The organism is Mucilaginibacter gilvus (genome assembly GCF_004054195.1).
GTDB classification, from domain to species: domain Bacteria; phylum Bacteroidota; class Bacteroidia; order Sphingobacteriales; family Sphingobacteriaceae; genus Mucilaginibacter; species Mucilaginibacter gilvus.
The window spans coordinates 113042-136967 of sequence record NZ_SBIW01000001.1; the positions used below are offsets into that span (position 1 = coordinate 113042).

The following is a 23926-nucleotide window of genomic DNA, read 5'->3' on the forward strand; positions in this document are numbered from 1 at the left end:
ACTTACCTGGCTTAAATTTTGCATATACAGGGTTGCAAAACAATCTTTCAACTAAAAAATCCTTTTGAACTATAATTCATATCATGTCTGATACAATCGAATTGAACGACAAACTCGTTTCTGAGTTGCGCGACATTGCTAAAAGTTTAGGTATTGCCACCGCCGATGAGCTTAGAAAAGCCCAACTGATAGTTGCAATAGTTGAACAACAGCAATTAATAGAAGCCGCCCGCAGCCAGCAGAGCACCGTCGAAAATAATTACGCTCCAAAAGCTGCTCCCGCAGAAACTGAAGCGCCAGAAGCCGAAGAAAAAACACGCAAAAGAACCCGCGTGGTAAAAGCTAAGAACGAACCAAGGGTAGAAGTACCTTTAAACGATACCAACTCATTTGAGCAGGATGAAGACGAGTTGGAGAATAACAACCGTGGCAACAACACCCCTGCAGTTTCGGCTACTACTACCGAAACTGAAGAGGAGCAGGCCATACGTGCTGATCAATTGCCTGCCGCTGATACCCGCCCTCAAAAATTTGAACGCCGCGTTAATAATACAGGTAACGGCCCTGCGCAAAAAAACCAGGAACCCGCCATTAACATGGATTTTGACAACGTAATTGTAAACGAAGGTGTGCTGGAAATTATGCCCGATGGCTATGGCTTCCTGCGCTCATCAGATTATAACTACCTCACATCTCCGGATGATATATATGTATCGCAGTCGCAAATAAAATTGTTCGGCCTTAAAACCGGCGATACAGTGCGCGGTAGCATCCGCCCACCAAAAGAAGGCGAAAAATATTTCCCATTGGTACGTGTAGAAGCCATTAACGGTAGGATCCCTGCCGAAGTGCGAGACCGTGTACCTTTCGACCACTTAACCCCGCTTTTCCCGTCCGAAAAACTGAGCCTGTTCACTGATGCCGGTAACTATTCTACCCGTATTATGGACCTGTTCTCGCCTATCGGTAAAGGCCAGCGCGGATTAATTGTAGCGCAGCCAAAAACGGGTAAAACCATGTTGTTGAAGGATGTTGCTAACGCGATTGCCAAAAACCACCCCGAAGTTTACCTGATCATCTTATTAATTGATGAGCGACCCGAGGAGGTTACCGATATGGCCCGCAGTGTACGCGCCGAGGTAGTATCGTCAACTTTTGATGAGCCTGCAGAGCGCCACGTAAAAATTGCCAATATTGTATTAGAGAAAGCAAAACGCATGGTAGAGTGCGGGCACGATGTTGTTATTCTGCTGGATTCTATCACCCGTTTGGCGCGTGCCTATAACACGGTTGCCCCTGCATCCGGTAAAATATTATCGGGTGGTGTGGACGCTAACGCGCTGCATAAGCCGAAACGCTTTTTTGGTGCGGCCCGTAACATTGAGGATGGCGGTTCGTTAACCATCATCGCTACGGCACTTACCGAAACCGGCTCTAAAATGGATGAGGTTATCTTTGAAGAATTTAAAGGTACAGGGAACATGGAGCTGCAGTTGGATCGTAAATTATCCAACAAACGCATCTTCCCGGCTATTGATATCACAGCATCGAGCACCCGCCGCGACGACCTGTTGCTTGACCGCGACACGTTACAACGCATCTGGATTTTGCGTAATCACCTTGCCGATATGAATTCACAGGAGAGTATGGAGTTTTTACAGGCTCAGATAAGAGGTACAAAAACTAACGAAGAGTTCCTGATTTCGATGAATTCATAATATATTTATATATATGGAGTTATAATTTAGCACAATGTTAATTTATAACTCCGTGTTTTTTATAAAAATAATGATACCTTCATAACCAATTATGAGGAGGCGAGTAAAAAAACATCTTCCGAATGCCATAACGTGCGCAAATCTGTTTAGCGGCTGTGTGGGCATCGTGTTTGCTTTCCAGGATAACCTGGTAATTGCATCCTATGCCATTTTTTTGGCGGCCATTTTTGACTTTTTCGACGGCTTTGCCTCCAGGGTTTTAAATTCAACCTCCTGCATCGGTAAAGACCTTGATTCGCTGGCAGATATGGTAAGCTTTGGCTTTTTACCCTCGGCCATTATGTACGAGTTGCTTTTACAAGCTCCGCAAACGGGCATAAGCACCTGGCTTAATTTCATCGCTTTCCTCATCCCTGTATTCTCGGCATTAAGGCTGGCTAAATTCAATACAGATACCCGCCAGGCCGAAAGCTTTATAGGCCTCCCTACCCCGGCAAACGCCATCCTCATCGCTTCGTTCCCGTTGATATTAGAACAATACGATGGTTTAGACCGCTACATTTTAAACCCTTATGGTTTAATTAGCTTTATTATAGTGATGTGCATCCTGCTGGTGGCCGAAATACCGCTTATGTCGCTCAAATTCAAGAACCGCGATTTCAACAAAAACTTTTACCGTTATTTATTGCTGCTGTTTTCGGCAATACTCATACTATTTTTTAAATTTGCGGCAGTTCCGGTGGTCATTGTAATGTATATCACCTTATCGTTAATTCAACTAAAATTTGCCGACGATACCATCATGAGCGGTTCGCACAGAAAATCAGCTTAAGGTAGTATCCTCCTAACACACAATCACACAGATGAAAAAGTTCCTGGCCGAAATTGATGTAATGCCGAAAAAAGAAATTCTTGACCCGCAAGGCAAAGCCGTAACCGGCAGTATGAAGAATTTAGGTTTATCCGAAATTCAAAACGTACGCATAGGCAAGCACATTTCCCTCGAAATTGAAGCCGATAGCACCGAAACCGCCAACGCCAAAGTTGACGAGGCCTGCAAAAACCTCCTGGCTAACCTTATTATGGAAAGCTATAGCTTTAAGCTGGAAGAAGTAGCTTAGGTAAGTTTAAAGTCGAAAGTATAAAGTTAAAAGTCTGAAGAGGGCTAATTTTAAATACGTAATAAAAGAGGAAGGCAAACACATGTGTTTGCCTTCCTCTTTTATTACCGAACTTTCGACTTTATACTTTCGACTTTGAACTTCTTAAAGGTTCGCTTCTTTCTCTATCTTAATTTTATTCAGCTCTATCAGGTTTTTGTTCACCATGGTTTTTACCATGTTAAATGTAGCGATGATCTCGGGTGGGTTAGCGGCACCGGTCTTGCAGGCTATTTCTACCTCTTGTATGGTAGCCTGGCACCAGGGCATACCAAAAAAGCCCAAATTTGGTTTCAGTTTATGCGACGCCTGAGCGGCAACTACCCAATCCTGCGCATTAATGGCATCGGTAATGGCGGCCAGCAACTGCGGGGTTTGGTCTAAAAACATGGCTATCGAATCAACAATAAAGTCGTCGGCACCATCGGCTATTTCGTATAAAAAAGCAAGATCAAGGTCTTGGTCTGGTATGTTATCGGCCATCGTACAGGTTTATATTTCAAAAGTATACTTTTTTTACAATCAAGCTGTCTTTTAGCTCATTTTTGAGTGCTAAAATGTTTTTATTTAACCGGGGGTGCAAAAACTCCGGGGCTATCTCGGCTAAGGGTTCCAGCGTAAAGCGGCGGTTATGCAGTTCGGGATGCGGTACTATCAGGCCCGGCTCGTTGACAACCGCGTCGCCATAAAATAAAATATCGATATCGATAATGCGCGAGCCCCATTTTTCCTCGCGCTTACGTCCCATCAGTAACTCTATAGCCAGTATTTTTTCTAACACGTGCCGTGCGGTAAGATTGGTTTGCAGCGTAATAACCCGGTTAAGATAATCGGGCTGGTCGGTTTTACCCCACGATTGCGTTTCGTAAACGGCGGAGGCTTTGGTTACAGGCGCAACAAGCTGCTCGATATACATAATAGCCTCTTGCAAAAACAATTCCCGGTTGCCAAGGTTAGTCCCCAATAGTAAAAAAACAGTAACCATGTTGTAACAAATAGTATATATCGGGCTCTTAATAACATTAAACAGGCCCTATTTAGTAAGTTTGCATATATAAATGATTTATAACAGTTAATGAAACAATTCTTCAAATTTGTATTGGCCTCGTTTGTAGGTGTTATTCTCTCAGTCTTCGTTCTATTTGTTTTGTTTGCTATTTTAATAGGTGGAATAATAGCCTCTTCGAGCTCCAGCAAAACATCCGATGTTGATTCGAATTCTATTCTGCATATTAAGATAGATTACCCTGTAAACGAACGTACTCCACACAATCCGCTCGCCGAAATTCCCTTTCTGGGGCTCGATTCGAAAAAAGAGCCAGGGCTGAACGATATTTTGGCCAGCATTAAAAAAGGCAAGAACGACGAAAACATTAAAGGTATTTTTCTGGACGAAAGCTATATGATGCAGGGCCAGGCCACTACCGAAGAAATTCGTAACGCGCTTATCGACTTTAAAAAGTCGGGCAAGTTTGTGGTGGCATATTCGGAAATTTACACCCAAGGCTTTTACTACCTGGCTTCTGTTGCTGATAAAGTTTACATGAACCCAAAAGGCATCATCGAATTTAAAGGTTTCAGTTCGGAAGTTACCTTCCTGAAAGGTGCGATGGATAAACTGGGCATCGAAGCACAGATCATCAAGGTAGGTACTTACAAAAGCGCTGTAGAGCCCTTCTTTTTAACAAAAATGAGCGATGCCAACCGCGAGCAGGTTACCTCCTACTTAGGGTCGATGTATAACCATTTTTTGACCGGGATAAGCACCAGCCGCCATATTAATAAAGATTCGCTTTTCAATTACGCCAATAACGGTACCATACAGGAGCCGGAAGACGCGTTGAAATACAAACTGGTTGACGGATTGAAATACAAGGACGAGATCTTAAGCGACCTGAAAAAGCGAACCAGTATCTCTGAAAAAGACGACCTGCACAGCGTTGAACTTGGCGACTACGTAAAAAGCGAAGCGAAGGAAGACGATGATAAAAACGACGAGAAAAAAACCTCTTCAAAAAACCGCATAGCGGTGATATACGCGTCGGGCGAAATTAACGGCGGCGATGGCGATGATAATAGCATTGGTTCCGAAAAGATCTCCAAAGCTATCCGCAAGGCACGTACCGACGATAAAGTAAAAGCTATTGTACTGAGGGTAAACTCACCGGGCGGAAGTTCGCTGGCCTCTGATGTGATCTGGCGCGAGGTGATGCTTACCAAAAAGGTAAAACCTATCATTGTTTCCATGGGTGATGTGGCTGCTTCTGGTGGTTATTATATCGCCTGCGCGGCAGACTCTATTTATGCCGAGCCAAATACCATTACCGGCTCTATCGGCATCTTTGCCGTGCTGCCCAACATGCAGAAATTTTTTAATGATAAACTGGGGATTACTTTCGATGGTGTAAAAACCGGTAAGTACGCCGATCTGGGGGATGTAAGTCGCCCGTTAACGCCGGAGGAAAAAGCAATCCTGCAAAAAAGCGTGAACCGCGGTTACGATACTTTCACCAAAGCCGTTGCTGCGGGTCGTAAAAAATCACAGGCATATATCAATTCCATTGGCCAGGGCCGTGTGTGGACGGGCGAACAAGCTTTGAAAAATGGCTTGGTTGATAAACTTGGTAACATCAACGATGCGGTAGCATCTGCCGCCAAAAAAGCGAACCTGAAAGAATACCAATTGGTAAACTACCCTGAGCAAAAAAGCGTTTTCAGCAAATTAGGGCAAGGTTTTTCCGCACAGGTGAAAGCTCATTTTGTAAAGGCCGAACTTGGCGAAAACTACAAATACTACGAGCAAATAAAAGGCGTAACCCAAATGATGCGCACCCCGCAGGCACGTATGCCTTACGATGTGGTTATAAAATAATTTTGTGTCTAAATATTTTATGGAGAAGCTGCCTGGGAGGGCGGCTTTTTTTGTTTTATTAATTTTTAGCTACTTAATGCAAGTGGCTCATTTGCGCCAACGTATGTGTTCACTAAGTTTGTATATTTATATTCAATTATGATTAAAATATTCAGAATAGGCACTTATATTTTTCTTTTGCTTTTAATGACGTTATACATTTATTTAAACTATTTCGCTCCGATTAAGGACAGGTTAGACCCGTTTGTATTTGGCATTTGGAGTTATTGGCTTTTCCTTGCTTTTCTTGTAGCTGTCGTTTTATATATGCTGGTGATTAACATTAAATCGCGTACAGCAAAAATGCCCTTGGTGATTATTGCCTATTTATTTTATTTTTACACAACATATATAATGACAGGTAATATACTCTATCCAAAATTGCTCTTCTTTTAATCGACTAATCTTTCCTGCACGTTATCGTTACATAATCTCTGCGCTCTCTACCATATAAATCCAAAACATATTGCATCTCTGTGTTCCTTAATGCCACTTCAGGGTTTTTTGGAGCTAAAAACACTTCCTCCATCCCGTTGTTCAATTATAAATAAAGCCGCAAATTACCACTGCCTTTTGTATTTTTACCGCAAACCAATTTATGGAAAACAAGCCCATAGCCCGTACGCTTCGCCTGCTCTCGCAATTGATGGAATTGCACGAGGTTAACCCCTTCAAAATTAAATCCATAGCCAACGCTGCTTTTAAGGTGGATAAGCTGCCCTTCCCCATTGCCGGTAAAACTATTGCCGAACTGGAGAAGATAGACGGTATTGGCAAAAGCCTTGCCGCCAAAATAGCCGAACTGCTGGAAACCGGCACAATGGCCGAACTACAGGAAATGCTGGAGAAAACCCCGGAGGGCATTGTGGAAATGATGGGCATTAAAGGCATCGGCGCTAAAAAAGTGGCTACGATATGGCACGAACTGGGCATCGAAAACGTGGGCGAGCTATACTACGCCTGCAACGAAAACCGGTTAATAGAAGCCAAAGGCTTCGGTTTGAAAACGCAGGACGAGATCCGCAGGCTGATCGAATTCAGGATGGCGGGCAATGGCAAATTCCTATACGCGCAGGTAGAGGAAGAGGCAAAACTGCTGATGGACGAGATAAAGAGCATCTTCCCGGAAGCTTTAAAACATTTTGCGGGTGAATTTCGCCGCTTAAATGAAGTTATTACCGAACTGGTAATTGTGATAGGCAGCCTTAACCAGCATATCGCGTTCAATGCGCTGGCCAATTCGCAGATCCTTGGTAATGTTAGTTTGAATGGCGATCACATTAGCGGCGAACTAAAAAACGGACTACTGGTGGATATTGTTTGTGTGGATAAGGCTGAATATTATAAAGAACTGTTTATAAATACCGGCACCGATGAACACGTCCATGCTGTGATGAATTTGATGACCCAAGAGCTGGAAGAACCATCGAGCGAGGAATTTATATACAAGAAAGCAGGGCTCGCCTGGATGCAGCCGGAACTACGCGAGGGTGATACCTTTATAGAACGGGCCGGTAACAACACGTTGCCTACCCTCATCACCTATCACGACCTGAAAGGCACCCTGCACAATCACAGCAACTGGAGCGATGGCGTAAACACCATTGAAGAAATGGCCCTGTGCTGCCGCGATGAATTAAAGCTGGGGTATTTAGGCATGTGCGATCATAGCAAGAGCGCTTTCTACGCCAAGGGTTTAAGCATCGAACGGGTGTTGCAGCAACACGAGGAGATAGATCATCTGAATAAGAAACTTACAGACTTCCATATATTTAAAGGGATCGAATCGGACATTCTGAACGATGGTTCGCTGGATTACCCAGACGAGCTATTGCAGCGCTTCGATTTTATCGTGGCGTCGGTTCACTCCAATTTAAAAATGGCGGAAGATAAAGCTACCGCGAGGTTGATAAAAGCCATAGAAAACCCATACACCACCATATTGGGGCACCCTACCGGCAGGCTGTTACTGAGCCGCAAAGGGTATGATATCGACTATAAAAAAGTGATAGATGCCTGCGCCGCCAACAAGGTGATCATCGAAATAAATGCCAACCCGGTACGTTTAGACCTCGATTGGCGCTGGCACCAATATGCCCTGGATAAAGGTGTGATGCTATCCATAAACCCCGATGCGCACCGTAACAGCGGTTTCCTGGATATGGAATACGGCGTAAATGTTGCCCGCAAGGGTGGCCTAACCAAAGAAATGTGCCTGAATGCGCTATCTTTGGACGGGATAAAAAAGGTTTTTGAATTGAAGAAGCCGAAGTAGAGTTGCATCGCTTTATCAGTTGACTCACCCCGACTACACTACGTTGGTCAACCCTCTCTACCTGCGGTAAAGAGGGTGAAGAAAATAAAATCCCTCCGTCGGGAGGGATTGGAAAATGCCACCTACCCGCGTTAGGGATTGCAGCGGATACCGGCCTGTGAATAAGGCCAGTGCAGTATGAGCGGAAAGCCCGCCCGAAGGGAACGCCAAGAATCCCGTTGGTTAAAACCCAACGACAGTGAATATAAAACAACATTATTGCCGCCCCTTTAGGGCACGGATGGATAAACAAAATAGTGGCTTTAGCCCAAAAACAGTCATTATGCGCCACAACCTCGAACAAACCCTTATAGATAAAATAACCGATACCCCTACCCTTGCCACCCGTATACAAGCATGGAAAGCCGAGGGCAAAAAGATAGTGTTCACCAATGGCGTGTTCGATCTGCTGCATTTGGGGCATATTACCTATATGGCCAAGGCTGCAGAACTGGGCGATAAACTGGTGATAGGCCTAAACGCTGATGCATCGGTTAAAAGGCTTAAGGGCGATAGCCGCCCCTTGAACGATCAAAGCACCCGCGCCGCACTACTGGCCGCCTTATTTTTTGTAGACGGGATAGTACTTTTCGAAGAAGATACCCCTCGCGACCTTATCGTTACCCTAATGCCGGACATATTAGTAAAGGGTGCCGATTATACCATCGAAAACATTGCGGGTGCCAAAGAGGTGCTGGCCAACGGTGGCGAAGTAAAAACCATTAGCCTGGTGGAGGGTTACTCTTCAACCTCCATTATCAACAAAATACGCGGACAAATAGCTTGACCCACAATTTATAAAGATGAAAATACTGGTTATCCGCTTCAGTTCAATGGGTGATGTAATTTACACCACACCCGTTGTGCGCTGTTTAAAAAAGCAGGTTCCCAACGCCGAAGTACATTTCCTTACCAAACCAGCCTTTCAATACATCTACAATAACAACCCCTACCTTGATAAGCTGCTGTTGCTGAAACCAACACTGGCAGAAACCATTGCCGATATTAAGGCGGAAAAGTACGATTGCATTATAGACTTGCACAACAACCTGCGCACGGCTATTATTAAACTTCGCGCAGGCATTAAATCGTCTACCTATAAAAAATATACTGCACGCAAGTGGCTGAGTTTAAAGCTTAACCTAAAATTAGTGCCCAGTACGCATTTGGTAGACCGATATTTAAAAACCATTGAATTTTTAGGTGTTACCAACGATGGTAAAACGATAGATTATTATGTAGGGCAATACGAGTTAAACAAGCTTCTCCCCTCATCGCACCAAAACGGGTTTGTGGCTTTTATTATAGGCGCTACCCACTTTACTAAACGGCTGCCAAACTACAAGATCATTAATATTTGTAAAGACCTGAAACTGCCCGTAGTACTTTTAGGCGGAAAAGATGTTAAAGCAAATGGAGACGAAATTACTGCGGCTTTAGGCGAAAAGGCCTACAATGCTTGCGGTGTAACCTCGCTGGATGAGTCGGTTTTTTTGGTGTCTAAAGCGCAAAGTATTATAGGGTTTGATACTGGGCTCACCCATATTGCCGAGGCATTTAACAGGCCAATTGTATCCGTTTGGGGGGGCACCGTACCCTATCTGCTGGGCGTGCAACCTTATATGGTGAAGGATATTTTAGTAGCAGGTATAGATCTCAGCTGCCGCCCCTGCTCTAAATTCGGGCTGGAAAAATGTCCGCTGGGCCATTTTAAGTGTATGAATGATATGCCCGAAGAGCCAATAACTTCCTTTGTAAATAGCCGGTAATTTAAATATCTGCGGGGAATTTATTTTTTATTATTTACTTTTAGGCAAAATTTAACCCTTATTCACATGAAAAAATTATTACTCTCCATCCTATTTGTGGCTGTTGTATCAATGGGTGCATTTGCACAGATCCCTAAATTTGGTATCAAAGGCGGCGTCAACTTTGCAAACGTTACCGCTTCAAGCGGAAGTGTTTCTGCATCGCTTGGAACATTAACTACTTACTCAGTTGGTGTATTTGCCGACTTGAAAGCGGGCGCAATTTCTATACAGCCAGGTTTATTTTATACCGGAAAAGGTTTTAAAGCTACAAGTGATAATAGCGGTGATGGCTCTGCCGAATATAACTTACATTACCTGCAGGTGCCGGTAAATTTTGTATACCACGTACCAATTGTTGTGGGTAATATATATTTGGGTGCTGGTCCATTCGCGGCAATAGGTATATCTGGTAAAGCAAAAGGCGATGATGGAAATGGTACAACTATTTCGCAAGATGTAACCTTTGGAGACGGAGCAGATGAAATTAAAAAAATGGAATATGGCCTGCAAGGCATTGCTGGCTTACAACTTAAAGGCGGCTTTTTGGTGGGCTTAAGCTACGATCTTGGCTTATCAAACATTGGTAACAACCTGGATGGCGAAGGTTCGATAAAAAATAAAGTATTCGGCGTTTCTGTTGGTTTTACCTTTTAACAAAGAATTATTTAATACCCCAGAAAAGAGGAGCAATTTTTGCTCCTCTTTTTTTATACTTTTAAACCGATGAAGAAACTGCTGCTGATACGCCACGCCAAAGCCACCCACGAAAGCGGCTATACCGATTTTGAACGCCCCCTTACCGAAAAAGGCATAAAAGGCGCCGAAGCTATGGCACAGCACCTGCTGGAGCAGGGCATTATACCCCAATTATTTGTTACCAGCCCGGCATTGCGCACCCATGCTACGGCTAATATTTTTACCGATAACTTAAAGCTGGCTCCATCAACCATCATCAAAGCTATTTATGAAGCCGGCGAGCCCACCCTGCTGCGCATCATTAATGAACTCCCTGCCGACCAGGACTTTATCGCCCTTGTTGGGCATAACCCCGCGGTAGAGCAAATACTGTACACACTAAGCGGCGCCATAAAAGAGGTTCCACCCGGAACAGTTGCCCTGATTGAGTTTAACCTGGATGCCTGGGAAGAAATTTATGAAGATTCGGGCAAGCTCACTTATTACGACAACCCTAAAATTTAGTTGATGCTATAGGTTTTGCCCGGTAACGACCGGATGAAGCCCTGCAGCTCCATATCCAGCAGCGCCATGGCCAGTTGGCTAATGGGCATATTTGCTTTAATGCTCAGGTCATCTATAGCAAGTGGCGATCTGTTCTCGCGGATGATATCATAGATGGCACGTTCGCCCGTGGATAGGTCTATAGGTAATATCAGTTGTTCCGGCGTGTTTTTCAACTCGCTATTCTTTTCCCAGCCGAGGCTGTAAGCCAAGTCGGCCACGCAGGTAAGCAGCTGGGCTTTATGGTTGCGGATGAGGAAGTTACATCCTTCAGAATATTCATCACCCAACCTGCCGGGGAAGGCAAACACATCGCGGTTGTAGCTATTGGCAATTTCGGCGGTGATGAGCGCGCCGCCTTTTAGTCCGGCTTCTACCACCACTGTAGCATCGGCCATGCCGGCCACAATGCGGTTCCGCTGCGGAAAGTTCTCCCTATCTGGCCTGGTGCCAGAGGGATACTCGGACAGTAATCCGCCGTTTTCCAGCATCTTCTCAGCCGTACCGCGATTTTGCGAGGGGTACATCCTATCGTAGCCATGCCCCAAAACGCCAACGGTTGGCACACCCATACGCAAACATTCTTTGTGCGCAGCCACATCTATACCCAGGGCCAGTCCGCTGGCAATTAATATGTTATACTCCTGCAGTTCTTCTACCAATTGTTTACAAAGCTGCCTGCCATAATCGGTAGCGTTACGGGTACCTACTATGCTAATTACCCGCTGCATATTTAGGTTAGCATTCCCGCGTGAGAATAGTAGCAAAGGCGAATCGTGGCAGTTTTTTAAGCGCTTGGGGTATCGCGGATCGGTATAAAAAAGCACATCAATATTATTCCTTTCGATGAATTTCAACTCCAGCTCCGCGCGGCGCAGGGCCTCGTCAAAATCGGCAAGTTCCAGGGTTTTTGCACCTATGCCGCGCGCTTTGGTAAGCGCCGTTTTTGATAGCCGGAAGATCTGCTCGGCATCGCCAAACTTGCTTATCATTGATTTTGCCAGTACGGGGCCTATCTTTTTTACAAATGTTAAAGCTATTTGGTGATGTAACGACATAGTTTTTGCTGCACCTAAAATAGTAATATTCCTAATATTATTAGCAATTGTGCGTGATTTTTATTTTGATATGGTCCCCGTTCCCTACATCGTCATTTTTTCGTTCCCCACAAGACGATGTACCAGGCGCCTCGCTTCCCACCCTTCAAAATAAAATTTAAAAAACTACAAAAATAGTTTGCAAACTATAAAAATAGTTCTACTTTAGCCTAACTACAAAAATAGTTTACTATGAAAGTAAAAGAACTCACCAAAGCCGAAGAACAGATCATGCAGATACTTTGGCAATTAAAAGAAGCGATAGTAAAAGACATCATTGAGAAAATACCCGAGCCTAAGCCCGCTTACAACACTGTATCAACAGTAGTAAGGGTGCTGGAGGGGAAAGGTTTTATCGATCATAAAGCGTACGGCAACTCGCACGTGTACTTTCCGCTCATTAGCGAGGACGATTATAAAAAATTCACTTTTGATAAGTTGATGAAAAACTACTTCAGCGATTCGTACAAAAGCCTGGTATCTTTTATTGCTGATGAGAAGAACCTCGGCCTGAAAGAACTGGATGAGCTAACCGAACTATTAAACAACCTAAAAAACAAAAAACAATGAACTGGCTGCACTACCTTGTTGAAGCAAATATTTACCTGGGGGTATTTTATTTGTGCTATTGCTTGTTTTTAAATAACGAAACCCACTACTTGTTGGGCCGGGCATACCTCCTGTTTAGCTGCGTGATATCGTTTATTTTACCGGTTACTCAGTTTAGCGCGCTAAAACCGGTTGAGCAGCTCACCCTGCAACCCTTAGTGTATACGCAGCCGTTAAATTATGGTCCCTTGCCCGAGATAACCATTGATGAGCCGGTTGCGCAAATAACTATGGGGGATGTATTGTTTTATGCCTACATCGCCGGCGCTGTAGTTACCCTGGCGGTGCTGTTTTACCGCCTGTACCGCCTATCCTTACTCACCCGCAACAGCAAGGCGTTATATGGTAATAAATACAAGCTTATTCAGCTTAACGGAGATAATACGGCCTTTTCTTTCTTCAACTACCTGTTTATTGGTACCGAAGTGCCCCAGGCAGAAACCATTATAGCGCACGAACTGGTACACATACGCCAAAGGCACTCGGCAGATATTATTTTTGTGGAACTGCTTAAAGTGGTTAGCTGGTTTAGCCCGTTTATTTACCTAGTACAAAGGAGTTTGCGCAGTATACACGAGTACATTGCCGATGAGCAAACCGCCGCGCAGGAACGCGATGCCCTCACCTACTCTTCGTTTTTACTCAACAACGCATACGGCCTGCAGGGCTCGCCCATAGCACATTCTTTCTTCAATTATAACCTTCTAAAAAAGAGAATCATCATGTTAAACCAAAAACGATCAGGCAGGTTAGCAAGGCTAAAATACCTGACGGCGGTACCCCTTTGTATGGGGATGCTGTGCGCATCAACCCTCGTGTTCAGTAAGGATTATGCGTTTATCGATCTCGCGCCTGCTACACCCACGCAAGCCGAAATCAGCATAGACGAGCCCATAACTAAAACCATCAAATATTTTAAAATAATAGATAAGGTAAAGGATATCACCGCCTACTCCGACAACCTTTCTTTTACCGATAAGGGCATTAAAAGGGAATTTTTTGCCAAAAGTGTTACCACTGCCGATATCGATTATATCCAAAAATCCATGAAGCTTACAGTGGTGGTGATTGACGTAGACAGCCAAACAAAATTGCCGGTTGCTACAGCTAACAATGCTAAAAGCGATACCGCCTTTGCTATGCGCCCACCGGCAAAATTCGGCGATGGCTACACGCTCCAGGAAAACGGTTACTTGATAGACAAAAAAACACCTTACATCACTGTAACCATAACCGAAAAAAGTGGCACCGAAAAAACCTATAACAGTACGGATGCTACCGCGGCCGAGCGCACAATGCTAAAAGACAAATATGGTTTCGAGTTTAAAAAAGAGGAGATGATGAGTTTTATAAAAATGGCTTCACAATCAAACAAAGCGTTTAGTAACAACCCTAATTTGCCACCGCCCCCTCCGCCGGTTCCTGTAAAAACTCCTTACTTAAAACTTGCGCAATTTATTGGCCAGGCGATAGAATATCCTAAAGCAGCTATCAGCAAAAAAACAAAGGTGGCATTAGTTGCAACATTTACATTGGGCAGCGATGGCCGCATCAGTAATGTTTCGGTAACCGGGAGCGATGATGCCAGGTTTGTGAATGTGTTAAAGCAAGGCCTTCCAAAATTTTCTTACCCTATTAAAGATAAACCCGGCAACAAAAAAATAGGTGTTACATTTTTCATGCTCGGCGATAAATCGCCTGCTATTGCAGCATCTGTAAAAAACAGCCCGGAATTTGTTGGTGAATCTGGCGTAGTGGGTATGACCGCCGAGCAAAGAAAGGAATACTTGAGAGGGTTGCCACCTCCCCCTCCTCCACGTGCACCTAAAAAAATGGGCGCAGTGCCGCCAAAAGCAAAGCTGGCCCCACCCGTGGTAATGGCTGATGTGAACCCAAAAGCGGCTCCCCAAATTGAAATAGTTACACCACCGCCGCCACCTGCTATTGCCCCGGCGCCGTCCACTAAAGGCATTAGGGCAAAAAAGGCGAGGCCAGCTGTTACGCCCAAACCTGCTATTGCGCCGGTGATAAAAACAGATGCAAAAATCGTAGATATTATAATTGATTCGCCGATAGTTAAACTAAACACCCAGGTTAATTTAATTAAAAATGTAAGGGCGGTTACCAAACTAAACGTGCAGAGCACTGTAAAAAACAACATCAACTTGAAGCTAAAACCGATAATTGATAATGTAAAACCTATCAAGGCAGAGCTTAAACCAATTGAAATAGAGCCTATTAGTAAGCCCTGATAGCTTATCCCTTTACATAGATTACCTGCTTGGTATCAAAAAACTCCTCCTCAAAATAATCCTTGAGGTAGAATTGCTGAACGGCTAAACCCGATTCGGCAATTTCTTGTGTAAGGTCTCCCCCTTTTAAATAGAGGATTCCATTGGCCAGCTTATTGGTGGTAGCCTTATTAAACTTCCCCCTCACCCATGGGTAAAAATCCTTTAGCTGCGTAACCGCGCGCGATACCACAAAATCAAATTTCTCTTTTATTTCTTCGGCGCGTGCGTGCGTCCCTTTAACATTGGTTAAGCCAAGCGCAGCGGCAACCTCGTTAACCACCTTTATTTTTTTGCCGATGGAATCTACCAGGTGGAAGCTTGTTTCGGGGAAAAGGATAGCCAGGGGAATGCCGGGGAACCCACCGCCTGTGCCTACATCAAGCACGTTTTCGCCGGGCAGGAAAGGCATTACTTTAGCAATTCCGAGGGAATGGAGCACATGGCGCTCATAAAGCAGGTCGATATCCTTACGCGATATTACGTTGATCTGGTTGTTCCAAAAAGTGTAAAGCTCCTGCAGGCGGGCGAATTGTTCTTGCTGTGCCGGGGTAATATCCGGGAAATATTGCAGGATCAGATCAGATGTCATCCTTATTATGTCTGTTAATAATGTTGCCTAAAAGGAACCTCGCTCTAAATAACTGTGCCTTTACGGTGCCCAAAGGCAAGTCCAGCTGCTGGGCAATTTCCTCATAAGATAGCTCGTCGAAATAGCGCAGGGTTATTAAATTACGATAGCGAGTGGGCAGGCTTTCTATCAGTAATTTAAGCTCCTCGGTTTGTTGTTTCTTGATGGAGGTTTCCTCCGGGTTCAACACATCCGCTTTTATTTGCAGCGGTTTTTCGTCCCCGTCCTCGTCCAGCATACCGTGGATAGACTGTGTGTTGAGCTTTTTCTTGCGGATAAAATCGATACAGTTGTTGGTAGCCACGCGGAAAAGCCAGGTACTAAAAGCGTACTCGGGCTGGTATTTTTCCAGTTTTTCGAAGGCTTTGGCAAAGGTTTCTACGGTGAGGTCCATCGCGTCTTCTTTGTTGTTTACCATCTTCAGCACCATAAAGTATATAGAATCTTTATAGCGGTGCATCAGGTCGGCATAGGCCTTTTGGTTGCCTTCCCTGGCCTTCACCACAAGGTAAAAATCATTCTTGGCGTTCTCGGTAAAATTGGCGTTTACTTCCATCGGGTCGGTTTTATAAAAGTCCCTATCAATCCAAACACGTTTAAGTAAAGGTAGTATATCAAATCAAAAAAAGGCAGTGCCCAAAGCATATCGCCGGCATCCAGCTTCTTGTAAACCTTAAAATATATTGGTACCTGCAATATAAGCCTAAAAGCCACAATACCTATGGCAAGCAACGGTTCAAACTTAAACACAATGCACAATATAAATAAAACATAAAACATAAAGCCACTAACCGCATCAAAGCTCAGCATACGGCGATGCTTGTTCTTATACTCTTTGCCCACCCCCATGTGGCGCTTTTTTTGCCTGAACCAACTGCCCAGCGTTGTTTTTGCGGGCGTATAAGTAAAGGTATCGGGGTGTATCTCAATTACAGAATTTTCGGTGGTAGCGTTTTGGTTTACAAACAAATCGTCGTCGCCACTCATTAAATGCATGTGCGCGGCAAACCCTTTCGACCCAAAAAACAGCGTTTTGGTATAACCCAGGTTGCGCCCTATGCCCATATAAGGGTCGCCGTTTAGAGCAGCGGAAAGGTAATTGATAGCCGTTTTCACAGTCTCAAACCTCACGAACGAATTTAAGAAATTACTGCTGCGGTAATACGGCGAGTAACCTAAAACGATCTCTGCTCCCGGCGTGGTAAAGTTGTTGGCCATGCGGGTGATCCAATTTAAGGTAGCAGGCTTGCAATCGGCATCGGTAAACAACAGATGCTCGTTTTTGGCTGCTTTTATGCCGAGGGTAAGCGCGAATTTTTTGCCGGTTTTATAGCGGTCGTGCTCGGTAATGGTTACAATTTTAAGGTGCGGAAACTCACGCTGGATGTCCTGCAACACCTCATGGGAGTTGTCGTGCGAACAATCGTTCACCACCACTACTTCGTAATCGGGATAAGTTTGCTGTAATATATAAGGTAAGTTTTCGGTAAGGTTGCGGCTCTCGTTGCGCGCGCTGATGATCACCGAAATGGGAATATTAACCTGCGGCAGCTCTTCTAAAGGCCTATAACTGTATAGCCTGCTGTGGTTACCAACTAAATAGTACAGCTGAACGATGAAACAAAGCTGAAATAAAACAAATAACGCCTCTTGAATATAACCTTCCAAAACCCTAAATAAAATGAATGCAAATTTGATAAAAAAGGTTGACAAAGTGTTGGAAAAATTGGGAGAAGTTATAAAGGTTGAAAGGTTGTAGAGGTTAGAAAAGTTGGAATTATTGCAGAATGTGCTACGCCAAGCAAAAGTGGGTTTGCTAATGCTTATTATATAAGAACATATTCCTTTTTAACTCACAAAGTCTTCAACTTCTACAACTTCATTTTCCTTTCTAACCTCTTCAACATCTCACAACCTTTCTCAACCTAAATCATTAATTTTGCGGCATTAATGGAATTTACTTTAACAGCACAAGACCCCCTATCCAAAGCCCGCGCTGGCGAACTTGTTACCGACCATGGCGTAATACAAACGCCCATTTTTATGCCGGTTGGCACAGCGGGCACCGTAAAAGCAGTGCATCAGCGCGAACTTAAGGACGATATTCAAGCTCAAATTATATTAGGCAACACCTACCATTTATACCTGCGGCCGGGATTAGATACCATTGAAGGCGCCGGCGGGCTGCATAAATTTAACGGTTGGGATGGCCCTATTTTAACTGATAGTGGCGGTTACCAGGTGTATTCGCTTACCGATGTACGCAAGATAAAGGAGGAAGGTGTTACCTTCCGCTCGCATGTGGATGGCTCAAAACACCTGTTTACGCCCGAAAATGTGATGGATATTCAGCGCGTAATTGGTGCTGATATTATCATGGCTTTTGACGAATGCACCCCTTATCCATGTGATTATAACTACGCCAAACGCTCTATTGAAATGACCCATCGCTGGCTGAAACGCTGCTGTGACAGGTTTGATACAACGCAGCCAAAATACGGTTACAACCAAACTTTGTTCCCTATTGTGCAGGGCTCGGTGTATAAAGATCTGCGTGTGCGGTCGGCCGAAGTGATTGCTTCTTTCGAGCGCGAGGGCAACGCCATTGGCGGTTTATCTGTTGGCGAACCTGCTGAAGAGATGTACGCCATGACCGAAGTTGTATGTGATATTCTGCCGCAAAGCAAGCCCCGTTACCTGATGGGCGTAGGCACACCGGTGAATATTTTAGAGAACATAGCGCTGGGAATTGACATGTTCGACTGCGTAATGCCTACCCGTAACGCCCGCAACGGGATGCTTTTTACCAAGAATGGCATCATCAATATGCGTAACGAAAAGTGGAAAAACGACTTCTCGCCCATTGAAGCAGAAAGCGACCTTTTTGCCGATACGCAGTATACCAAGGCCTATTTAAGGCACCTTATTCACTCGGGCGAGATGCTGGGAGCACAGATAGCAACGCTGCATAACCTGCACTTTTACTTGTGGCTGGTGAAAGAAGCACGCAATAAAATCATCAGTGGGGAGTTTTACGACTGGAAGAAAATTATGGTGAACCGCCTGGGGCAACGTTTGTAAATGAGGAAGCTTTTAGACCCGTATTTAAAAACCATTGATTGGTATATTATTAAAAAGTACCTGGGTACCTTTATATTTACCCTCGGGCTCTTTATGGCTATATCTGTTGTGTTTGATATCTCCGAACACCTGGATAACTTTCTGAGCAAACACGCATCGCTAAACGATATCATCTTTAAATATTACGCTGGTTTTATCCCGTTTTATATGATGATGCTGTCGCCGCTTATCAACTTTTTGTCGGTAATTTTCTTCACCGCCAAGATGGCCAACCAAACAGAGATCGTTCCTATACTCACCAGTAAGGCGAGTTTTTACCGGTTTTTAAGGCCGTATATAGTATCGGCTTCCGTAATTTTTACCGTGTCTATACTGGCTAATATCTTCATTATCCCATTCACCAACAAATTAAAGGTAGACTTCGAAACCGCCAATTCCTTTATCAGCGGCGACGACCCAACCAAGAGCGAGGTACACATCCAACTGGATAAAAACACCTTTATTTTCCTGCAATCGTACGACCCACAGGTACATACCGGTTACCAATTTATGCTCGAAAAATTCGACGGAACGGAGCTAAAAATGAGGCTTACCGCGCCCAGCATTCAGTTTGATACGGTTAAAACAAGGTGGAAAATCATTAGCCCTTCTATCCGTTATGTGAACGGTTTAAAGGAGAAATTCATCTCTAACGGCCCCATGATTGATACCGTTTTAGACATGCGCCCAATAGATTTTGAGGTACACGATAACGTGAATAGCAACGTATACGGAGGTATGAGTTTAAAGGTTTTAAACACCCTTATAGAGAAAGAAAAAATGCACGGAACTGGTGCTTTAATGGATATGGAGTTTGAAAAATACCGCCGTTTTGTGGAGCCATTATCTTCATTTGTACTCTGCTTTATCGCGGTTGCCATCTCATCCAGAAAGGTGCGCGGAGGGGTTGGCCTGCCTTTAGGGATAGGTATTTTTATCTGTTTTGTATACATCGTAGTGAACCGTTTCGCCTTGGTTTTTGCGGTAAAAGGCCACTTCGAACCGCTACTTTCTGTGCTTATACCTAACATAGTTTTTGGTATATTAGGCTGCGTATTGATAGCCAAAGCCCCCAAATAATGCCCGAAAACAGCAGCAGCCCAACCTTAAATAAGAACCTCGTTATCCTCCATTTCACTGTTTTTGTGTGGGGTTTTACAGGCATATTGGGCCAGCTCATCACCATATCGGCGGTAACGTTGGTTTGGTACAGGGTTGCAATCGCCGTTATTTCGCTGTTTTTATACTTCACTTTCAGCAAAAAAGCTTACAGAATTGAGCCGAAAACACTGCTAAAAATGGCGCTTACCGGCGCTTTAGTTGGCGGCCATTGGATCCTTTTCTTCGCTTCCATCAAACTTTCCACCGTTCCGGTAACGCTGGTTTGCCTCTCGTCCATCACGCTTTTTACGGCAATTTTTGAGCCGCTCATCAATAAAACGCGCATCTCAAAAATGGAGATCGTGGCCGGAATTTTTATAATCACCGGCATCGTCCTCATCTTTAAATTCGAAACACGATACACTAAGGGTATCATCGCAGGGCTTATCAGCGCGGTGCTGGCGGCGCTCTTTGCCATCATCAATTCGCGTTTTGTGAAGAAGCACCAGGCTCCTGTCATCGCTTTTTATGAGCTCTCGGGTGCCTTTGTATGGATCACCATTTACCTCGCGGTAACCGGTGGCTTCGAAAATTTCAGCTTCCCAAAGCCTACCGATATTGGCTACCTGGTACTGCTTGGCACTGTTTGTACATCGCTGGCTTACGTGGCCGGCGTATCTGTAATGCGCGAACTTTCTGCCTTCCGGGTAGCCCTCATCACCAACCTCGAGCCGGTGTACGGTATCATTATGGCCTTCCTTTTTTTGGGCGACAGGAACCGTGTAACCCCTGGTTTTTGGATAGGCGCGGTTATCATTCTCTCCACCATCTTCCTGTACCCCGTGGCGCAGAAGCAGGTTGCCAAGCGTAGAAACAAATAATTTCGTTCGCTTAAATCTTCATCAAATTCATTAACATTTGGCCAACCCTTTACCAGGGTAGGGGTAAAGTGCGCCTCAAAAACAAACCCGTTTTAAGCCATTTTAAGGCATCCAAATTTTCGGAGGGGAAATAGTACACCTTATACAATTCCGCGCGGGCAGGTGCAAAATCACAATTTTTGATAGTGTATTGAATTAAAACTTCAGCAAAAGGCAGCCCTGGTATTGTCACGAGCTTTTATAACGATTTCATTGGACAAAACATTTTGAATTATCGATTTTTTTAATAAACATATTTAACTTAAAATCAATATATTACATCACCTATATAACTCATTAATTCAAATAAATAAAACTTCAAAATTTTTAAAATACTAAACATATTAGTAATCATTGACGCGATGTTTAAAATACCTATTTAAAAACATAATAATGAGTAAGATACAAGTTGTTATATAACGCGATTATCCAAGCGGCAAAATGCAATTTTACACGTCAGAAAGTGTACCGAACTAAAAATGGAGAGTTACTAAAAAATCTCATGAGTACTCCCTGCGTATACAAACTGAAAAAAATGGAGAGAAAATCTGGCTTAAAAATTGGCTCTGCAATTTCACATAAACTCAAAAACCGCGAGAAAAAACTATAAAATGCGGGCACAAGCAATTGTGAGATTTTGGTACGCCTGAAAATTTCAAGCCGGGAAATGCATGGTAAATTTTCAACTCCCCGAAAAAAATGGTCTGGTGAATTTTGTTGCCGGAATTTTTGACCTGTCAGCCTTCCTCCTTCACGTCCATGTGAATTTTAACCGTGGGCAATTTGTGAAACCGGGCCGCATAAAAAATTGATTTTAAAATTGCATATTAGGGTAACCATAAGCGGAGAATTTTATGCGCATCAAAACCATCATCATCGTAGCCATTGTTATTTTGTTAGCCATCATCTTTTTTCAAAACCAGCACACGGGCACGTTCGCTATTTTATTTTTTAGCATTTCCAAAACCAGTACGATGCTTGTTGTAGCGGTTGTAGCGTTCATTGCTGGTTACCTCGCGGGCAAGCCCGGCAGATCAAAATACAATCACCTCGGCTACGACGAAGACGCTCCCAACAATACCGATAAAAATACACTAAGCGACGAGGACAAGGATTACCTCAGTTAAATAAAGGAACGGGTACAAATGAAAAAGGACAGGCGTTAAGCCTGTCCTTTTTGTTCTTATTTTTTGCGGACGATTTTCTAAACGTTATAAAAAATCTGGTTATATTCTTCCATCGCGCTCAGGTCTGGCGTACTCTCAAAGATCCCAAAAACGGATGCTCCACTCCCGCTCATACTGGCGTATAACGCACCGTGTTCGTACAGCTCTGCTTTTACGCCACGGATAATGGGGTTGTCGCGGAAGATGTGCCCCTCAAAATCGTTCTTAATATGGCGTTTCCAATTCGCTATGGGGGTTTTTATGAGGTCGTATAACGATTCTTTAACTGGCGCTGGTTTTACACCTCTGTACGCCTCCGCGGTGGATACATGGGCATCTGGCATCACCAAAACAATTTGGTAGGCTGTGAGGTCTAATTTTATGGCTTCAAACTCGTCGCCTTTGTCAAAAGCAAAAACAGGTTTGCTTTCGATGAAAAAAGCGCAGTCGGCACCCAGCACACGGGCGTAGTCCATCATAGCATCAACCGACAAACCAAGCCCGAATTTTTCGTTCATCAGTTTGATAAAAAAAGCAGCATCGGAGGAGCCTCCGCCAAGCCCCGCGCCTATCGGGATATTTTTGTGAAGATGAATTTTTACCGCTGGTAATTTTGGGAAATCCTTCTTCAGCAAATGGTAGCCTTTGATGCAAAGATTATCGGCATCGTCGCCCGGAATATCCAGTCCCGAATAATCGAAGATCAGCTCATCGGCTTCTATCACTTCTAGCACGTCGTTAATTTTGATGGGGTAAAAAACCGTCTCCAAATTATGGTAGCCGTCGGGCCGGCGTTCGGTAATATTGAGGCCTATATTTATCTTTGCGTTTGGGAATACGATCATCCTTAAAATTTGATTAACAACCCATGTATTTATAAACATCGGTAGGATACCAAAATTAGATTATTTTTCTTTGTCTTTTAAAAACGTTCATTGGTTCACTGGTTCATTAGTTCATTGGTGTCTACTTGCCGACAACTAATCAACGCCAACCAACTCAATTAGCCAACAACATGAAACAATACCTCGACCTGATGCAGCACGTGATGGATACCGGCGCGCAAAAGCATGACCGAACCGGCACCGGCACCCTCAGCGTATTTGGCTACCAGATGCGTTTTAACCTGCAGGATGGTTTCCCGATGGTGACCACCAAAAAGCTGCACCTGAAATCGATCATCCACGAGCTGATCTGGTTTTTAACCGGCGATACCAATATTCAATATTTAAAAGATAACGGCGTGCGCATTTGGGATGAGTGGGCCGATGCCGACGGAAACCTCGGCCCGGTGTATGGATATCAGTGGCGCTCCTGGCCAAAACCCGATGGCGGACACATTGACCAGATCACCCAGGTGGTAAACCAGCTCAAGAGCAATCCCGATTCGCGCCGCATTATGGTGTCGGCCTGGAACGTTGCCGATGTTAACCAAATGGCGCTCCCGCCCTGCCATAGCCTGTTCCAGCTTTATGTGCAGCCCCCTAACCCCCTGAAGGGGGAACTAAGAGGAAAGTTGTCGTGCCAACTTTATCAACGTAGTGCCGACATATTTTTGGGTGTACCCTTCAACATTGCGTCCTACGCCCTGCTCACCATGATGATAGCGCAAGTATGCGACCTGGAGTATGGCGATTTTGTACACACCTTTGGCGATGCCCATATTTACAACAACCACCTGGACCAAGCCCGCCTGCAATTGAGCCGCGAGCCGAAGCCGTTGCCAACAATGAAGATCAATCCGGATGTGAAAGATATTTTTGGCTTTAAGTTTGAGGATTTCACTTTGGAGAATTACGAGCCACATCCGCATATAAAGGGAGTTGTTGCGGTTTAAA

23 protein-coding genes are annotated in these 23926 nt (G+C 44.3%); 16 read left to right on the plus strand and 7 right to left on the minus strand.

All coding sequences use genetic code 11. The annotated features are described in order from the left end of the window. Positions 1–83 precede the first annotated feature (83 nt). The 3 genes from rho to purS all read left to right on the plus strand — a co-directional run bounded on the left by rho (position 84) and on the right by purS (position 2839). Entirely contained in the window at positions 84–1718 is a 1635-nt protein-coding gene (rho, locus tag EPL05_RS00540; RefSeq protein ID WP_128531562.1) for a transcription termination factor Rho, read from the plus strand. Positions 1719–1809: 91 nt separating this feature from the next. Then, positions 1810–2550, plus strand: a complete 741-nt coding sequence (pssA, locus tag EPL05_RS00545; RefSeq protein ID WP_128531563.1) for a CDP-diacylglycerol--serine O-phosphatidyltransferase — start codon at positions 1810–1812, stop codon at positions 2548–2550. 31 nt (positions 2551–2581) lie between these two features. Beyond that, positions 2582–2839, plus strand: coding sequence for a phosphoribosylformylglycinamidine synthase subunit PurS (gene purS, locus EPL05_RS00550; protein ID WP_128531564.1), 258 nt, complete (start codon positions 2582–2584; stop codon positions 2837–2839). 144 nt (positions 2840–2983) lie between these two features. Here the strand turns inward: purS and EPL05_RS00555 are convergent, their stop codons facing one another. Together EPL05_RS00555 and folK are read right to left on the minus strand one after the other, a co-directional pair. Next, the gene (locus EPL05_RS00555) at positions 2984–3361 is read right to left on the minus strand and encodes an Hpt domain-containing protein (RefSeq protein ID WP_128531565.1); all 378 of its coding nucleotides are present in this window, start codon (positions 3359–3361) and stop codon (positions 2984–2986) included. Positions 3362–3377: 16 nt separating this feature from the next. Next, positions 3378–3863, minus strand: a complete 486-nt coding sequence (gene folK / locus EPL05_RS00560; RefSeq protein ID WP_128531566.1) for a 2-amino-4-hydroxy-6-hydroxymethyldihydropteridine diphosphokinase — start codon at positions 3861–3863, stop codon at positions 3378–3380. A 90-nt stretch (positions 3864–3953) separates the two neighbouring features. Here folK and sppA point away from each other — a divergent pair, with 90 nt between their 5' ends. From sppA to EPL05_RS00590, 6 genes are all read left to right on the plus strand, one after another. Beyond that, positions 3954–5750, plus strand: a complete 1797-nt coding sequence (gene sppA, locus EPL05_RS00565; protein WP_128531567.1) for a signal peptide peptidase SppA — start codon at positions 3954–3956, stop codon at positions 5748–5750. A 637-nt stretch (positions 5751–6387) separates the two neighbouring features. Continuing rightward, positions 6388–8064 carry a DNA polymerase/3'-5' exonuclease PolX gene (locus EPL05_RS00570; protein WP_128531568.1) on the plus strand — a complete coding sequence of 559 codons (1677 nt, stop codon included), beginning with the start codon at positions 6388–6390 and terminating at the stop codon, positions 8062–8064. Positions 8065–8302: 238 nt separating this feature from the next. Further along, the gene (rfaE2, locus tag EPL05_RS00575) at positions 8303–8890 is read left to right on the plus strand and encodes a D-glycero-beta-D-manno-heptose 1-phosphate adenylyltransferase (protein WP_243837179.1); all 588 of its coding nucleotides are present in this window, start codon (positions 8303–8305) and stop codon (positions 8888–8890) included. Positions 8891–8906: 16 nt separating this feature from the next. Then, positions 8907–9872, plus strand: coding sequence for a glycosyltransferase family 9 protein (locus EPL05_RS00580; RefSeq protein WP_128531569.1), 966 nt, complete (start codon positions 8907–8909; stop codon positions 9870–9872). A gap of 66 nt (positions 9873–9938) precedes the next feature. Further along, complete coding sequence (locus tag EPL05_RS00585) at positions 9939–10568, plus strand: porin family protein (RefSeq protein WP_128531570.1); 630 nt, start codon at positions 9939–9941, stop codon at positions 10566–10568. Positions 10569–10637: 69 nt separating this feature from the next. Next, positions 10638–11114, plus strand: a complete 477-nt coding sequence (locus EPL05_RS00590) for a SixA phosphatase family protein (RefSeq protein WP_128531571.1) — start codon at positions 10638–10640, stop codon at positions 11112–11114. Here the strand turns inward: EPL05_RS00590 and dprA are convergent. Continuing rightward, entirely contained in the window at positions 11111–12211 is a 1101-nt protein-coding gene (gene dprA, locus EPL05_RS00595) for a DNA-processing protein DprA (RefSeq protein WP_128531572.1), read from the minus strand. The genes EPL05_RS00590 and dprA overlap by 4 nt on opposite strands. Positions 12212–12442: 231 nt before the next feature. On the opposite strand from dprA, the gene EPL05_RS00600 reads away from it, so the two are divergent. Continuing rightward, positions 12443–12820, plus strand: coding sequence for a BlaI/MecI/CopY family transcriptional regulator (locus tag EPL05_RS00600; protein WP_128531573.1), 378 nt, complete (start codon positions 12443–12445; stop codon positions 12818–12820). Continuing rightward, a complete protein-coding gene (locus tag EPL05_RS00605) occupies positions 12817–15111 on the plus strand; it encodes a M56 family metallopeptidase (protein ID WP_128531574.1) in 2295 nt (764 codons plus the stop codon). The genes EPL05_RS00600 and EPL05_RS00605 overlap by 4 nt, the downstream gene beginning before the upstream one ends. A 4-nt stretch (positions 15112–15115) precedes the next feature. Here the strand turns inward: EPL05_RS00605 and rsmG are convergent, their stop codons facing one another. Genes rsmG through EPL05_RS00620 form a run of 3 tightly spaced genes read right to left on the minus strand, consistent with a single transcriptional unit; the run spans position 15116 to position 17449 of the window. After that, positions 15116–15742 carry a 16S rRNA (guanine(527)-N(7))-methyltransferase RsmG gene (gene rsmG / locus EPL05_RS00610; RefSeq protein WP_128531575.1) on the minus strand — a complete coding sequence of 209 codons (627 nt, stop codon included), beginning with the start codon at positions 15740–15742 and terminating at the stop codon, positions 15116–15118. Then, positions 15732–16337: an RNA polymerase sigma factor gene (locus EPL05_RS00615; protein ID WP_128531576.1), complete on the minus strand. Its 606-nt coding sequence runs from the start codon at positions 16335–16337 to the stop codon at positions 15732–15734. The genes rsmG and EPL05_RS00615 overlap by 11 nt, the downstream gene beginning before the upstream one ends. Continuing rightward, positions 16328–17449 carry a glycosyltransferase gene (locus EPL05_RS00620; protein WP_128531577.1) on the minus strand — a complete coding sequence of 374 codons (1122 nt, stop codon included), beginning with the start codon at positions 17447–17449 and terminating at the stop codon, positions 16328–16330. The genes EPL05_RS00615 and EPL05_RS00620 overlap by 10 nt, the downstream gene beginning before the upstream one ends. 282 nt (positions 17450–17731) lie before the next feature. Here EPL05_RS00620 and tgt point away from each other — a divergent pair, with 282 nt between their 5' ends. The 4 genes from tgt (at position 17732) to EPL05_RS00640 (ending at position 22049) form a co-directional block, all read left to right on the plus strand. Next, positions 17732–18862: a tRNA guanosine(34) transglycosylase Tgt gene (tgt, locus tag EPL05_RS00625; protein ID WP_128531578.1), complete on the plus strand. Its 1131-nt coding sequence runs from the start codon at positions 17732–17734 to the stop codon at positions 18860–18862. After that, a complete protein-coding gene (locus EPL05_RS00630; RefSeq protein ID WP_128531579.1) occupies positions 18863–19981 on the plus strand; it encodes an LptF/LptG family permease in 1119 nt (372 codons plus the stop codon). Continuing rightward, positions 19981–20883, plus strand: coding sequence for a DMT family transporter (locus EPL05_RS00635; RefSeq protein WP_128531580.1), 903 nt, complete (start codon positions 19981–19983; stop codon positions 20881–20883). The genes EPL05_RS00630 and EPL05_RS00635 overlap by 1 nt, the downstream gene beginning before the upstream one ends. 893 nt (positions 20884–21776) lie before the next feature. After that, the gene (locus EPL05_RS00640; protein WP_128531581.1) at positions 21777–22049 is read left to right on the plus strand and encodes a hypothetical protein; all 273 of its coding nucleotides are present in this window, start codon (positions 21777–21779) and stop codon (positions 22047–22049) included. A gap of 77 nt (positions 22050–22126) precedes the next feature. On the opposite strand, the gene ispE is transcribed toward EPL05_RS00640, so the two are convergent. Further along, complete coding sequence (gene ispE, locus EPL05_RS00645; protein ID WP_128531582.1) at positions 22127–22933, minus strand: 4-(cytidine 5'-diphospho)-2-C-methyl-D-erythritol kinase; 807 nt, start codon at positions 22931–22933, stop codon at positions 22127–22129. 170 nt (positions 22934–23103) lie between these two features. Here ispE and EPL05_RS00650 point away from each other — a divergent pair, with 170 nt between their 5' ends. After that, positions 23104–23925, plus strand: a complete 822-nt coding sequence (locus EPL05_RS00650; protein WP_128531583.1) for a thymidylate synthase — start codon at positions 23104–23106, stop codon at positions 23923–23925. Position 23926: the final 1 nt, after the last annotated feature.